At 38.6% G+C, this 15,740-nt stretch carries 10 protein-coding genes and 1 pseudogene; 6 read left to right on the plus strand and 5 right to left on the minus strand.

Annotated elements, in window-relative coordinates; translation table 11 throughout:
• Positions 1-5: 5 nt before the first annotated feature.
• The 3 genes and pseudogenes from ACJMML_RS08390 to ACJMML_RS08400 form a co-directional block, all read left to right on the plus strand.
• Positions 6-132 (plus strand): annotated as a pseudogene (locus tag ACJMML_RS08390) (dTDP-4-dehydrorhamnose 3,5-epimerase family protein); the annotation flags it as partial.
• A 181-nt stretch (positions 133-313) separates the two neighbouring features.
• A complete protein-coding gene (locus tag ACJMML_RS08395; protein WP_405306875.1) occupies positions 314-1,060 on the plus strand; it encodes a hypothetical protein in 747 nt (248 codons plus the stop codon).
• Between the two features lie 104 nt (positions 1,061-1,164).
• The gene (locus ACJMML_RS08400; RefSeq protein ID WP_405306876.1) at positions 1,165-1,968 is read left to right on the plus strand and encodes an alpha/beta fold hydrolase; all 804 of its coding nucleotides are present in this window, start codon (positions 1,165-1,167) and stop codon (positions 1,966-1,968) included.
• Positions 1,969-2,205: 237 nt separating this feature from the next.
• Here the strand turns inward: ACJMML_RS08400 and ACJMML_RS08405 are convergent, their stop codons facing one another.
• A complete protein-coding gene (locus ACJMML_RS08405) occupies positions 2,206-6,066 on the minus strand; it encodes a right-handed parallel beta-helix repeat-containing protein (protein ID WP_405306877.1) in 3,861 nt (1,286 codons plus the stop codon).
• A 307-nt stretch (positions 6,067-6,373) separates the two neighbouring features.
• On the opposite strand from ACJMML_RS08405, the gene ACJMML_RS08410 reads away from it, so the two are divergent.
• Positions 6,374-7,273: an ROK family protein gene (locus ACJMML_RS08410; RefSeq protein ID WP_405306878.1), complete on the plus strand. Its 900-nt coding sequence runs from the start codon at positions 6,374-6,376 to the stop codon at positions 7,271-7,273.
• 28 nt (positions 7,274-7,301) lie between these two features.
• Here the strand turns inward: ACJMML_RS08410 and ACJMML_RS08415 are convergent, their stop codons facing one another.
• A complete protein-coding gene (locus ACJMML_RS08415; protein WP_405306879.1) occupies positions 7,302-7,526 on the minus strand; it encodes a hypothetical protein in 225 nt (74 codons plus the stop codon).
• A 134-nt stretch (positions 7,527-7,660) separates the two neighbouring features.
• Between ACJMML_RS08415 and ACJMML_RS08420 the strand changes: the two genes are divergently transcribed.
• Positions 7,661-7,798 carry a hypothetical protein gene (locus tag ACJMML_RS08420; RefSeq protein WP_405306880.1) on the plus strand — a complete coding sequence of 46 codons (138 nt, stop codon included), beginning with the start codon at positions 7,661-7,663 and terminating at the stop codon, positions 7,796-7,798.
• Positions 7,799-7,871: 73 nt separating this feature from the next.
• Here ACJMML_RS08420 and ACJMML_RS08425 read toward each other — a convergent pair whose 3' ends face one another.
• Entirely contained in the window at positions 7,872-8,513 is a 642-nt protein-coding gene (locus ACJMML_RS08425) for a DUF447 domain-containing protein (RefSeq protein ID WP_405306881.1), read from the minus strand.
• A 317-nt stretch (positions 8,514-8,830) separates the two neighbouring features.
• On the minus strand, positions 8,831-11,881 hold the full coding sequence (locus tag ACJMML_RS08430; RefSeq protein WP_405306882.1) for a peptidoglycan-binding protein: 3,051 nt from the start codon (positions 11,879-11,881) through the stop codon (positions 8,831-8,833).
• 189 nt (positions 11,882-12,070) lie between these two features.
• Between ACJMML_RS08430 and ACJMML_RS08435 the strand changes: the two genes are divergently transcribed.
• Positions 12,071-12,307, plus strand: a complete 237-nt coding sequence (locus ACJMML_RS08435; protein ID WP_405306883.1) for a hypothetical protein — start codon at positions 12,071-12,073, stop codon at positions 12,305-12,307.
• A 127-nt stretch (positions 12,308-12,434) separates the two neighbouring features.
• Here the strand turns inward: ACJMML_RS08435 and ACJMML_RS08440 are convergent, their stop codons facing one another.
• Positions 12,435-15,194: a peptidoglycan-binding protein gene (locus ACJMML_RS08440; protein ID WP_405306884.1), complete on the minus strand. Its 2,760-nt coding sequence runs from the start codon at positions 15,192-15,194 to the stop codon at positions 12,435-12,437.
• Between the last annotated feature and the right edge of the window lie 546 nt (positions 15,195-15,740).

Genomic DNA, 15,740 nt, shown 5'->3' on the forward strand with positions numbered 1-15,740 from the left:
GTGCATGGAACGGTGAAATATTATCTGAAGACAAAAAAACAGTTATACATTCCTCCGGAATTCGCACACGGATTTCTGGTGCTGTCTGATGAGACAGAATCCTATCATGGCGAGGATGAAAATGACATCATAAAGTTTTCCAAAAAAATCACAGACATTGTATGTTGCGAAACAGATATTCAAAACATTTACAAATCATACTTCTTTTTATAATCTAATAATAGCAACATATAACTTCCAGGATACGCATATATTAATATCAAGGATTATAACTAATGATTATAATCATGAAAAAATACAGGGAGAAAATAAAATGAACAATAAATTCTTATTGATTGGTGTGGGCATGTTGCTTGCTATCCTATTTTGTGGATTTGTATCCGCAGAAAACATTCAATCTGATGATATTGTAAACACTACTGGTGATTATAATATGGTTGAAGTTGACAGCGAGCAAGATTTATGTGAAGTTGATTCACAGGATTCCGTTTCAAGTGAAGGAACAGACTATTATAATGACAATGGAAAATCAGTTGTTAAAAAGATGATGGCAGACAATGACAGTTATTATGAAGTAGATGATGGATTAGATAACGTTTCAGGCAGTTCAATCATAAGCAATAGTGCCAATATTTATTTAAAAAGCATGGAAGTGCAAAAACCTATAACTAAAGAAATTACAAAAAATGTGCCTGTTATTAAATCCACCGTTACCAAAAGAGTTATAGATCATTATAAAACAGTCAAATATACTAAAACTTACAAAGCAATACTTGATGGCAAATCTATTAAAGGCATTAAAAAAGCGTTAAAATGGAGAATGTCTCATGAGGGCGGTGATGAATGTTGCAGGTCCTCTGTAACTAAGTTAGTTAGGGCTTGGTGGTATAACAATGATGCGTATAAGTGGAAGCTTAAAAAAGTGAAACGAATATCAAAGAAAAAATATAGCGCTCAAGCCGGAGGCAAAATAGCTAAGTATAAAATAAAAGTTAGATTGTACTGCAAATATAAAAAACCTGTTTATAAGACTGTTGAAGTAGATGACTGGAGTTATTAATGCATCACAGCAGTAACCAGTAAAGAAAACACCAAATTATGATAAAGTAATTGCATATGTTTATTAAGAATGAATGATTTGCATTAAAGAACCGGAGATTGAACATGAAGAAATTCCTTAACATCAACGACATCGAAATCTGCATAGACGACACCGAAAAGGGAGAAGAAGCACTGATTCTAATCCACGGTCTTACCGCAAACAAGACAAGCATGTATCCTATAAGGGACATGTTCAGGGATGATTACCGCGTGATAACAGTAGACACAAGAGGCCACGGAGAGTCCACACGCCCTGAAAGCTACACAATCGACGACCATGCAAGGGACATCCACGGAATCATCGACGAGCTTGAGCTTGAAAAGGCCCATGTCCTCGGATATTCCATGGGATCATACATCGCCCTTCGCTCAGCCGAGCTCAAATGCGATGACATCGACCGCCTTGTCCTTGTGTGCACCAAGCCGAACGGAAAGACCTCCTCCGTTGCAAGGCTCCTGAAGGAGGCCGGCCTCGACATCACCCAGGTGTCACAGGAGGAAATGATGGGTGTGATAATGAAGGCCACCGTTGCCCCCGAGACATTTGAAAGGATAGTGAGCGGGGAACTGAACCCTGAAGAGCTTATAAAAGGCGATGCAAGCCTTGAGCTGAATGCAGAGGAAAAGGCTGCAGAGGACGCTTCACTTGCCGGATTTGACAATTCAAAGGATTACGACAAGGTCACCTGTCCTACACTGGTCATCGGGTGCGAATACGACGGCATCAATCCAGCTGAACTGGGACGCGAAGTTGCCGAAGGCATTGAAAATGCCGAGTTCGAATTCATCGAGAATTCCGGCCACCTGGTCATTCTGGAACAGCCCGAGGAATTCCAAAGAATCACTGCAGACTTCCTGAAAGGTTAGCCGGAAAACAATACACAATCTGCACACAAGTTAATTGTGTTTGTTAACATGATATCGAAAGGGCGAAGAAAAATCACCATGACAATGCTTAAAAAAAGACCCAAGCAAATTGGCGAGTGATAAAAAAAGTCCGTTTAAATCAAGCTATGATTAAATATTATGGAATGTGCAGATCATTTCAGGGAATTTATGCGAGAACATACAGAAAAAAATAATATGTGTAGATGCGCATCGCATCTACCTGATTTTGATTTTAACTTTTTTAGTCACTTTGTTATAGTAGGCATTGCCCTTGTATGTTACTGTTGCCTTGTAGGTTCCCTTTTTAGTTAATTTTTTGATTTTGAAGGTTGCCTTACCTTTGGCATTGGTTTTTGCAGTGTAGGTTTTCTTGTTGACCTTTAAAGTGACCTTGACCTTTTTCATTGCCTTGTTTGCATTGGTCTTTAGGGTTACACTGTATTTTTTGCTTTTGACTGATTTTTTAAAGGTTTTCTTTTTGGCAGTCAATTTAGGGGTTGCCTTCTTGATTGTGACCCTGACATCCTTGACTGATTTAGCATAAATAGCATCACCATTGAATGTCACTTTGGCAGTGTATGACTTAGGAGCCAATCCTTTTGTGGAAACCTTGATCTGGCCATTGCTGTCTGTAGTGTATGTTTTGACACCGTTCAAATCGACAGTTACGCTAGCACCTGCACAAGGATTGCCTTGCATATCTTTTAATGTAATGACCAAAGCTTTGTTAACGTTATAGATTGAAGTGATTGCATTTGCAGTCAATTCCGCCTCGAGAGGATTGATATGGACTGTTATGTTAATCGGTTGGAATTCAGCGTATTCAGTGTTGAAAATAGCATAATAATAACCGACAGGCAAATCCACAGTCCATTTATCCCCACTTAAAAAACTATAATTACCAACCAAACTATCATTGTTTTTAAAGTATAGGCTCATTGAGATATTTGCATTGTTGACAGGTATGCCGCTGTTTGTTTTCAAATCAAATACCAATTTCTCACCGGAATTATAATCTGTTGTGAAATTATCAACAGTCAGTATAGGTGGAATATCATAGGTATTGAAAGTTGTATCCGAATCTGTTTTGAAAATACAAGTATCAACAGTAACAGTCCGCCACGGCATACTTAAAATGGCTCCTCCATTAGATGCAGAGTTATTAATAAAATAACAATTTGTCACATTACCTTTACCTTCAAAACAAACTGCACCGGCCAAATCTGCATGGTTATCAATAAAATTACAATATGTCACATTACCATTACTTACAAACCAAACTGCACCTCCCACACTTGCAGAGTTATCAGTAAAATTACAATTTATTACAGTACCCTCACCAGAACATCTGATAGCACCGCCATCATTAGCAGTGTTAGCAATAAAATTACAATTTATCACAAAACCCTTACCGTTAATGTGAACTGCTCCCCCTCTATTATTAGCATGGTTCTCAGTGAAATTACAATATATCATATTTCCATCACTGCTAAAGTAAACTGCACCACCATTCTCTGCAGTGTTAGCAATAAAATTACAATTTGTCAAATTACAATTGCCGCTAAAGTAAACTGCACCACCATTCTCTGCAGTGTTAGCAATAAAATTACAATTTTCAACACTACCAGAAGGCATCAAGATAGCACCACCGTAATATGTGGCGGAGTTATTAATAAAATTACAATATGTCACATTACCATTACTTTCAAACCAAACTGCACCCGCCTGAGGTGCAGAGTTATCAGTAAAATTACAATTTGACACAGTACCATTATTTAAGAAGAAAACTGCACCTCCTTTAGGTGCATAGTTATTAGTAAAATTACAATTTGACACAGAACCAGTACCACTAAAGTAAACCGCACCACCAGAATAAGAATCAGAGTTATCCACAAAACTACAATTTGACACAGAACCAGTATCCATAAAGTAAACCGCACCACCAAAATGATAAACAGAGTTACTCACAAAACTACAATTTGACACAGAACCAGTACTCCTAAAGTAAACCGCACCACCATCACTACCACTTGCTGGGCCGTTATTATTAGTAAAATTACAATTTGACACCGAACCGGCACCAGTAAAACAAACCGCACCTCCATGACCAAATTTGGAATTTACTTCGTTATCAGTAAAATTACAATTTAACACAGAACCAAAATTGTTAAAGTAAACTGCACCACCATGCTTTGCAGTGTTATCATCAAAATTAGAATCTGACACAACACCTGAATCAATAAAGTAAACCGCACCACCATAATCCGCAGAGTTATCTTCAAAACTACAATTTTCAACACTACCTGAACTCATGTAGATAACCCCACCATACCCTGCAGAGTTATGCACAAAACTACAATTTTCAACACTACCTGAACTCATGTAGATAACACCGCCCTTATTTGCAGAGCATTGAACGAAATTACAATTTTTCACAATACCATATCCATTGAAGGCAATAGCTCCTCCAAAATGATTTCCATTTGCATGGATATTAGTAAAATTACAATCTGTCAAAGTACTCACTTGACTAAAGGAAATTGCAGCCCCATTACCGTCATAATTACCATTTTTAATCGTTAGATTTTTAATTGTTATTTCTGCAGAGCTATGAAATATTTTTCCATTTCCTCTGGCGTCAATTGTAATTCCATTACCGTTAATTGTAACCGGCCGGCCAATCACGACACCATCTACAAAACAAGAATCATAAGCAGGATCAAAATAAAAATCATCGAATAAATTAATTACAGGATTGTCATTGCCATTGATTGCATCATTCAAATCACAAAATGTTTTGTAGGACTCCACTGTTATTGTCCTGTTGACTGGTGAGAATCCATAATATTCAGTATTGTAAATTGCATAATATTCCCCAACAGGCAAGTCCACTGTCCAGCCGTCATTGCTTAGGCAGCTGAAGTTTCCAATCCATTCACCATTATTATATATGCTTATTGAGATATTTCCATTTATAAGTATTCCACTGCTTGTTTTCAAGTCAAATACCACTTTCTCACCGAAATCATAAAGTGTTGTGAAATTATCAACAGTCAGTATAGGTGGAATAATGCGTGCAGTATCAGTTGTATCGGAACTAGATTTGAAAATACATGCATCAGCAACAACATTCAATGCTTCCATGCTATAAATAGCTCCACAGTGACTAGCAGAGTTGTCTGCATAAATACAATTTACAGTCTCGCCATAAGATCCTCCATCAAAATAAACCGCACCACCATAAGTTGCGGAGTTAACAGCGAAACAGCAATCTGTAACAGTACCATTAATTCTAAAGTAAACGGCACCACCATAAACTGCGGCGTTATCGGCAAAATTACAATCTGACACAGTACCATTAATAAAGTAAATAGCACCACCACTGCCTGACTGTCCGGCGTTATTAATAAAGTTACAGTCTGTCACGGCACCATTACCCAAAAATACCACTGCTCCACCACTAGATGTTGCAATGTTATCTGTGAAATTACAGTTTATAGTCTCACCAGCGGTTCCATCAGCAAAATAAACAGCACCCCCATCAACTGCGGTGTTGTTAGCAAAATCACAATTTATCACAGCACCATTACTTGAGAAGTGAATTGCTCCCCCTTTTCCTGTTGTTTTACCATTTGTGAAAATTATGTTTTTCAGTATTACATTGTCTGCTGTTATTCTGAATATTCTTGATTTTTCTTGTGCGTCGATTTTATACCCTTGTCCATCAATTGTTATGGATTTGTCAATAAGTATCCCTTCACTGTCAAAACCGTTCTCGCATTCGTAATTCTTATTTAATGTTAATGTTGAACCCTGTGTTGTTGCATTAATACTGGCTTGCAGCTCAGCAAATGTTCCGCTATTTCCTTCATTTATGAGTTCATCATTTTCTGTTTGTTCTATTAGTTCATCTTCTTCAGAAGACATCATTTCGTCAGAATATGCCTGTGACAATTCAATTGTTGAATTATCTTCACCGGCAATCACCGTATCGTTCACGTCACTGGCACAGACGCCGGCGGCACCGAATATGAAAACGGCCAGCACCAGCATAAACATTATTTTCTTGTATTTCATTTTACCTGAACCCCTGAAAGTGTATGTTAAAATATGTTTTATATTATTCGAACAATATCAAAAATACTTCACTTTTGTTAAAAATATAAGACATGACTAAAAGTCTATCCACAAATATATAAATATATAACTATTCTGTATGCGAAAGATTTTTTTAAACACAACTTGCTTGGGCTTATTAACAGCTTTTCTGGCGGCCAAGTCTAACCGGATATTAAAAAAAACTGCGATAATTTTTATGTTTCAAAAACATACTATTATTCAACATACTTCAAAAAGATAATTCCTGAAGGAGTGATCCTGATTTATGCACAATGAAAAATACCTGGCAATAGATGTAGGCGGAACATCAATTAAATACACCGTGACCGACAGAAATGCGGAAATAACCGAAATTAATGAAATCAAAACCAGAAGGGAGCCCGGAAAATTATTCGAATCGCTGGATGAAATAATCTCTCCACACCTGAACCAGATTTCAGGCATTGCAATGTCATTTCCCGGAAAAATAAATGTTGAAAAGGGAATAGTCAATATAATAGCAACATTTCCCTGGATTTGCGACATGCCCTTAAAATCCATGCTGGAAGAGAAATACGGCGTGCCGGTGTGGATTGAAAATGACGGGAAATGTGCAGCACTGGCCGAATACTGGAAAGGAAACCTGTCCGGCATAGAAAACGGCATGTTTATCGGGCTTGGAACTGAAATAGCCGGAGGAATAATTCTCAACGGAAAGCTTTACCGGGGAAGCAATGAATCTGCGGGAGAGATTTCAAGCCTTCTCACAGATTTCAGAAATCTCGATACCAAAACAAGGTTCGGCAAGATTGCAGGCCACAAAAATCTAACCGGTGCATATGATGACAGGAAAGGCATTGGCGACATTGACAGCTATGAGCTCTTTGAAAGGTACAGAAAAGGGGATGAAACGGCAAGGGAACTAATCAGAAATTATTCAAGAACAATTGCGGCAGGAATCGTGACCATACAGGCTGTGCTTGATGTTGAAAAGTTCTGCATCGGCGGAGGAATTTCCGCACAGGACGTCTTGATAGCTGAAATAAAAGATAGCGTGCATGAATTCTTTGAAGCGAAATCCTCAGAGACGATAAACGAACCGGAAGTTGAAAGGTGCCGCTTTAAAAATGCGTCCGGCTGTGTCGGAGCAATATACAATTTTTTGACTATGGAAAAGATTTTATAAGAAAATCAATGAAAAAAAAGATAACTATTCAATTCAAATAGTTATCAAATTTCAAAGAGATTTTCTCTTCCAGACGAGCAAGTCGGGATTTGACTTTCAATTTTCTGAACAGCAGTTCCCGTATCCAGTCTATTAAGGAACATGCAACAAAAATTCCCGCGCCACAAAGAATAACGCCGATGACCATGGAAACCGGATCCATATGTGCCAGAAATTCGAATTTACCGCTCAGGAAGTACCAGTCAACCGACATGTTGTCATGTATCAGATAGACACCGAAACAGACAGGAGCGAAGAATTTGATAAGAGATATTAAAATATAACATGACTAAAAAATACATAGACGATATCCTGCCTATTTTAAAAGGATGAAATTGGGGAAAAATCATGGATGAAAAAGAATGCTACAACTGCAAACATGTGGAATTTGATATTGGTCTTTGCACCCAATATTACTGCAGATTCCATGAAAAATTGGTTAAAATGGATGATGAGTGTGATGACTGGAGCGAATCATCTAATTAAGCCCTTTTTGAAATGATTTTTGTTTTCATCACCAGCCAATGCGCTCAAATAAAATTAAAGTTAAATTCTTGGCCTATTCAACATCAAAACCCTTTTCGATCATGCTGTTTTTAAGAATCTCCATGGCCTTTATCGTATCAGGCCCTGAAACCCTTTTAATCATACGGTTGTTTTCATTAAACCTTCCGATGAAATAATCCTGCTGTTCCTCGCTTACAAGGTCAAGCCGGGTATAGTTAGTAAGGCATTCCAGAAGCGCAAATACTCCCCGGTTTAAAGCCTTTGCACATGGATTGTTCTTGACGATTTCTGCAACATCACTGCTTATGATATAAGCCTCCCCATTTGATGTTACATGGTCTTTGATCGGATCCATTTTTCTAATGTCTGTGACATTACAAATGACATATGCCTCTGCATTTTTCAGTATTGCAATGTCCTCATCATCCGTAAACTCTTCAATATCCAGGTTTCCGATGGTTGAATTGACAAAATTTATAGGGTCAAAAGTAATGTTTACAACATATCTGCGTGTTTCCATAATGTTTTTCAGAGTTTGGGTGCCGACAAATAACCTGCATCCGAGTTTATCTTTGCCTTTGCACACAATTCCTATTGGAGCCGCATTTTTTACGCCGTCCTTGCTCATGGTAGTGTAAATCCCTTCATATTTCTGTCCTTCTTCAATTCCAATATCTGTCAAATCGATAGCCATTTTATCATCCGTACTAATTTACATTTTCAATATTGATATTTATTGTTAAAAGTTAATAAGGTATACACTCAGCCGATATCCAGATATCCTCGCAGCCATGTAACGCATAATATGCACACATGTTAATTCTGTTTGCAAACAAAACATCAAAAAGCGGACAAAAATTGCCCCCAAATGCTTAAAAGACTCGAGCAATAGCAAGTTAGAAGTAAAGTCCGTTTAAATCAAGTGAACCTTATATCATGGAATTGCAGGAACATGTAGATTCGGCGCTTTAAAAAAAAGAGAGTTGCAGATGCGGATGCACCTGCATTGATTTAAATTATTCCAAGTTTCTTGGCGGTCTTTTCATCGACTTTTCCTGTCACTTTCAAACCCCTGTCTTTTTGGAACTCTTTTACTGATCTTTCTGTGCAGCTTTCGAATTTTCCGTCAACCATAAGGTAGTGGCCTTTGTATGAAAGGTAGTATCCGTTGTCTTTTAAGGCCTGTTGGATTTGCTTGACTGTGGATTTGTCCTTGCTGCCTTTGGAAACGGTTTTGAAAGTTATGATGACTTTTATTTTAGCCTTTTTGGAGACTTTCTTGTAGAACTTGTCTCCCTTGAATTTTATGACCGCAGTGTATTTGCCTTTTTTCTTTAGGTTTTTGATTTTGAAGGTTGCCTTTCCTTTACTGTTTGTGGTTGCCTTGTATGTTTTTCCTTTGACCTTCAATGTGACCTTGGCCTTCTTGATTGCCTTTCCAGTATTGTCCTTCAAGATAACAGAGTATTTTTTGGTTTTAACACTGGTTTTGAATGTTTTCTTTTTGGCAGTCAGTTTAGGAGTGGCCTTCTTGACTGTGACTTTAACATCTTTGGTTGAATTAAGATATTTATCATCACCATTGAATGTTATTTTAACAGTGTATGCTTTAGGAGCCAATCCTTTGGTGGACACCTTGACCTGACCTTTCTCATCAGTGATGTAGGTTTTGGCACCGTTCAAGTCAACAGTTATGCTAGCGTCACTAATTGGATTTCCTTTTTCATCTTTAAGAGTTACTGTTAGGTCCTTATTGACATTGTAAACTGTTGTGATTGCTGAAGAGGCAATTTCACTAGCTATTCTGCTTACTGTTACTGTGACATTGGTAGAGTTGAAAGCATAGGTTTCATTGTCTCCGACAGTCAGTGTGATGACGGCTGTGCCTTCTCCCACTGCAGTAACAATGCCGTAATCAGTGACGCTGACAACAGAGGAATTGCTGGATACATATTCAATAGTCAGGTAATCAGGAACGGATGTGGCATTAAGGTCAAACCTGTCACCCACCTTCAAGTCCAAGGTCGCATTTTCAACGCTTACGCTTGCATCATTTAATGTGACAGTAACGGTTATTGTTTTTTCAGCGGCGGTGTAATTTTCATTGCCTGCAAATGAAACAGTTATAATGGCAGTGCCTTTACCACAAGCGAGGTAGGCACCATCAACTACCACGACAACACTTTCATTACTGGAGACATATGTCAGATTGCCTGCACCGGCCGGAGTCAGATTCGCTAAACTGTAACCCATATCTTTTACTTTCAAATCAAGTGTTTCATTGAATAGAATGATTTCAGTGGATAACTTGTTTACTGTAATGTTTGCGGTTTTAGTTACGGGATTGTAATTCTCAGTAGTTATTGTTGTGACATTTAGGGTGTAGTTTCCTGCAGCCAAATTGGAAACGGTTATTGTATTGCCCTCAACTTTCACAATTGCCTCAGGATGATCAACAACATTAGCAACAACATCATAGGCACCGGTGGATGATATTTCACTGACTCCTGTGCCGTTATAGTCAAATGTTATGTCATTGACGGTCAATGTTGAGTTGGCCTTAACCACCTTCAATGTTCCCACAGCAGAGGCATTGGCAAAATTGTCATCTCCTGAATACTTGACTGTGACATCGTATTCATCGGCATTGATTGCTCCAAGAGAAACTGTAGCGTTCAAGTCAAGGTCTGTGAACGTATAGTTGTTGCCGTTCCTGCCCTTAAGGGTAATGTTGACCTTTCCTGTTGCACCTGAATTGTAATTCAATGCAATTGTTGTATTCGGAGTGAAATAAGCCTCTTTGGACTGTACAGACAACATAGGGTTTAAAATGGTATTTTCTAGTTCGATTGTGTACCTTGCATCACCTATTGATGCTGTTACGGTACCTGTTCCCATATCGGTTGCAGTGTATGTGACTTTTTCCCCCAGTTTGGAGCTATTCTTATCGGCAAAACCGTTGGTTGCAGTTATTGTGAAATTAAGGTAATCGAAAGGAGCATTATCATACTCAGACACTTTATCTGAACTGGAATTGTAAAGATACAGCTTGAAGACGACTTCTGAAGTGGTCAAGTCCGGAAGAGTGTTCGGATTCATAGTAGCGTTTAAAAATAGTCTTAAATCACAGGAAAATGATCCTCCTGTTGGTAAGGAATCCTTGTAGTTGCCTGCATCATTACCAAACCAGCAATACTCACCCGGCAAATATTTGGTTCCATCAACAGCATCACAGCCCTCCTCAATAGCGGTGTTGTTTAAAAACAAACAACCAGAAACACTACACTTAGCACCCCTATAGTAGATAGCACCACCCCCATAACGAGCAGTGTTGCCTACAAAAGAACAACCAGAAACACTATCAAATGAAGTTTCCATAAAGATAGCACCACCATAACCATAATTAGCAGTGTTGCCTACAAAAGAACAACCAGAAACACTATTATAAATACCCAAGCAGATAGCACCACCCTCATTAGCAGCAAAGTTACCTACAAATGAACAACCAGAAACACTAGAAGATTCACTAAAGAAGCTGATAGCGCCACCAGAACCAGCAGTGTTGTTTACAAACGAACAACCAGAAACATTACCATAATTACCATTCCAGATGATAGCACCACCCTGGGACGCAATATCCCTGCTGTTTATGAATGTTATGTTCTTTATTGTTACATCATTTGCCCGGATGTGGAAGATTCCTGTCTGTTTTTTGGCGTCGATTTTATGTCCTTGACCATCAATAGTAAAATTGAAATTATTAAAATCGATACGTCCTGTTCCATCGTCTTCATAGTCCCTGTCCAATGTTATAACATTATTATTTCCGGCTTCTTGAATCTTCTGTCTTAAATCGGAGAATGTTCCCGCATTTCCTTCACTTACTATTTCCTCATTTTCATTTTCTCCTATTGCCTGACTGTCATCAACCTCAATTACGCTGTCATCGGCGGATGATTCCAAGGCAGTTGTCGCATCATCCGCATCAATGGCGCACACGCCGGCAACGCTTAATGCGAAAACGGCAAGCACCAATATAATCATGTATCTCTTGTATCTCATCTTCCTAAACCTCTGAAAAATATTTAGCCATAAATGTTTCATTCTAAACAAACAATCCTTAAAATTATTGCATTGCCCAAAACATTCAACAGATGATTAAAGTTCTATCAAAAAGAATATAAATAGATATCCATGGAGAGGGAAAAAAAACGCCCCCCACCCATAGGGAATTTGAATCATTCGGAAACAATGCAGAACAAGACTGCCTTCCAGTTCCCTTTCCAACATCATTCCAAAGTTATTCAAATGCTCTTCCGACACCATACCGAATCCCTTCCAAAAGCATCCCAACAATCTCCCAATATCCCTCCAACATTCTGGCGAACCTCACCCAACTTTATCCCAAATCTCTCCCAACACCATTCCAATGTGTGCATGGAGCCGAATGACTGCGGCGATTATTATATCATGGTTGAAAATAATTGAAATGTCATCCGTCAGATTGCCTTTGAAATGGAAAAAGCAGTGAATTATTGAAGCGGAATAAAAGCATTTTAGGGGTTAAAAAATAAGAAAATGTGTAGATGCATTGCGCACCTACTTGATTTTGATTTTAGATTATACCAAGTTTTTTGGCTGTCTTCTCGTCAACCTTACCGGTCACTTTCAGGTGTTTGGCCTTTTGGAACTGCTTGACTGACCTTTCAGTGCAGCCCTTATATATTCCGTCGATTTTAAGGTAGTGTCCCTTGTATGTGAGGTAGTATCCATTGTCCTTTAAGGCCTGCTGGATCTCCTTGACGGTTGCTTTGTCCTTGCTTCCCTTGGAGACTGTCTTGAAGGTTACGATAACCTTGATTTTGGATTTTTTAGTTGCTTTCTTATAGTACTTGTCTCCCTTGAAGGTTATTGTTGCCTTGTAATTTCCCTTCTTGGTAAGTTTTGTTATTTTGAAGGTTGCCTTACCTTTGGAATTGGTTGTTGCCTTGTATGTTTTTCCTTTGACTTTCAGGGTGACTTTGGCCTTCTTGATTGCCTTTCCGGTATTGTCCTTTAAAGTAATAGTGTATTTCTTGGTTTTGACGGAAGACTTGAAGGTCTTTGCCTTGGCAGTCAGTTTAGGGGTTGCCTTGTTGACTGTGACTTTGACATCAGCGGCTGAATTAACGTGGTTGGCATCACCATTGAAGCTTATCTTGACAGTGTAGGTATTTGGAGCCAATCCTTTGGTGGACACCTTGACCTGACCTTTACTGTCGGTGGTGTATGTTTTGACACCGTTCAAGTCAACAGTCACGTTGAAGCCTGCTAAAGTATTGCCGTTAGCATCCTTTAATGTGATTACCAGATCCTTGTTGATGTTGTAGGTTGTTGTGATTTCACTTGCAGTCAAATCTGTTTTAAGCCTGTTGACAGTTATTGTGGCATTTACAGTTACAGGATTATGGTTAGCATCAGGCATTGTGGTCACTGCCAATGTGTAATTGCCCGCATCCAAACCGTATACGGTTATTGTATTGCCTGTGACATTAACGGCAGCTTCAGATTGGTTAAACACTGAAGCATTGACCCCGATGGCACCGGTGAAAGACACATTGCCGGAACCTGAACCATTATAATCAAATGTGATATTGTCAACAGCTAATGTGGAATCGATTTTATTAACGGTGACGTTGACCGTTTTAGTTACCGGATTATGGTTAGCGTCAGGTATTGTGGTCACTGTCAATGTGTAATTGCCCGCATCCAAACCTGACACTGTTATTGAACTGTCAGTTACAGTTACAACAGCTTCATCATGGCCAATTACACTGGCATCCACACCAACGGCACCGGTGAATGAAATCTCTGTGAATCCTGTGCCGTTATAGTCAAATGTTATGTCATTGACAGTTAATGTTGAGTTGGCCTTAATCACCTTCAATGTTCCCTCAGCAGTGGCGTTGACAAAATTATCATCACCGGAATAGGTGACATTGACATCATACTCATCGACATTGATTGCTCCAAGTGAAAGTGTAGCGTTCAGGTCAAGATCTGTGAACGTATAGTTGTTGCCGTTCTTGCCTTTTAAGGTAATGTTGACCTTTCCTGTCGCAGTTGAATTGTAATTCAAGGCAATTGTTGCATTCTGTGTGAAATAAGCCTCTTGTGACGGCACAGATAACATTGAATCAGCCCTGTTGTCCAGTTCGATTGTGCATTGGGCATTTTCTATTGATGCTGTTAGGGTACATATTCCTATATCGGTAGCAGTGAATGTGACATTCTCCCCTAATTTAACACTATTCTTATCAGCAAAACCATTGGTTGCTGTGATTGTGAAATTAAGATTTTTGAATGGGGCATTATCGTATTCTGTAATGTTTCCTGATGATGAATTATACAGATATAATTTGAATATGATGCTGGATGTGTCTGAAACGGATAGTGAATCCGGATTAGCGGTAGCATTTAAAAACAAGCTATAATTGCAGAATTGATTTATTGGCAGCTGACCATCGTAGTTTGTTGCGTTATTTCCAAACCAGCAGTAATCAACAGACAATGCATTACCGGAATAAATGGCCTGGACATTTCTCCCTTTGTTGTTTATGAAGGCGCAGTCGGAAACGCTGCCTCCGTTTTCATTCCAGTAAATGGCGCCACCTTCACCATTATTAGCAGTGTTACCTATGAAAGTGCACCCTGAAACACTGCCTCCCCAACCGTTCCACCAAATAGCTCCGCCACTAAGAACAGCAGTGTTGCCTATGAAAGTGCAGTCGGAAACGGTGCCTGTCGCAAAATTCCAGTAAATAGCACCACCATTAAGAGCAGTGTTGTTTATGAAAGTGCAGTCTGAAACAGTGCCTCCAGTACTCATCCAGTAAATAGCACCACCCAAATCAGTATTTTTAACGTTTTTGATGGTTAGATTTTTAATTGTTACCCCAGAGGCCTTTACCGAAAATGCCCGAATATTTGATCCTGCCATGTCAATTACTGCACCGTTACCATCAATGACCTTATCGGCCTCTTTGATTTCAATAGCAGCACCGCCATCATAAACATAATTCTTATATTTTAATTTAATGTTTCCGGATTTGCTGATTTCAGAAGATAGATTTGAATATTTGGCTGCTGAATCAACATTTAATATATCCATATTACTTTGCGTGCTCACACCTTCATCATCAGCATCTAATGTCAACTCAGAGTTATCTTCACCTATTTGCAGATTATCCTCCGCCATTTCCTTGTTTGATGACAATTCCATTTGCCCAGTATTCTCACTGGCCACCATATCGTTCACATCACTTGCGCATACGCTGGCCGCACCGAATATGAAGATGACCAGCACCAGCATGATTATGCTTTTCTTGTATTTCATGGCTCCGTTCCCCCTTTAATCATGATAAATATTTTTCAAGAATTTTGTTTTATTCTAAACAAAGAATTTTTAATGCTATTTTCAGGTTTAAAATATTCAATCCTCAATATGGAGTCTATAAACTAGTATTTATAAACCTATCCATTAATGGACAGTAATGGATGAAAAATGTCCCGCACTTTTAAAAAAAAGGACTGATAACCGATTCAAGCATTAACATATTCGTTTTCAGGATATGAATTTTCCCGACGGCATAAACAAATCAAAAAATGTTTTGCAATTGTTTTTATTGAATTATAAGATGTAAGCAAGCACTTGCACTCGAAAAACTTTATATATGGGCGAATTTAAAGTATTAGATAGAGTTTGAATTCATTTAACTCAATAATTTATTTTGTGGTGGTGAGAAAAAACACCATTTTCGATAGAAGCATGAATATCATGCTTTTATCATTTCTCCCTTTATCTTTAAAATGCAAGAATACCACAACTTCTGCAAGTTGTGGATGAATTGCACTATTGGGTGTACTGTCTTTTTTAATTAAT

It is taken from the genome of Methanobrevibacter sp., assembly GCF_045130115.1.
Taxonomy (GTDB): Archaea; Methanobacteriota; Methanobacteria; order Methanobacteriales; family Methanobacteriaceae; genus Methanocatella.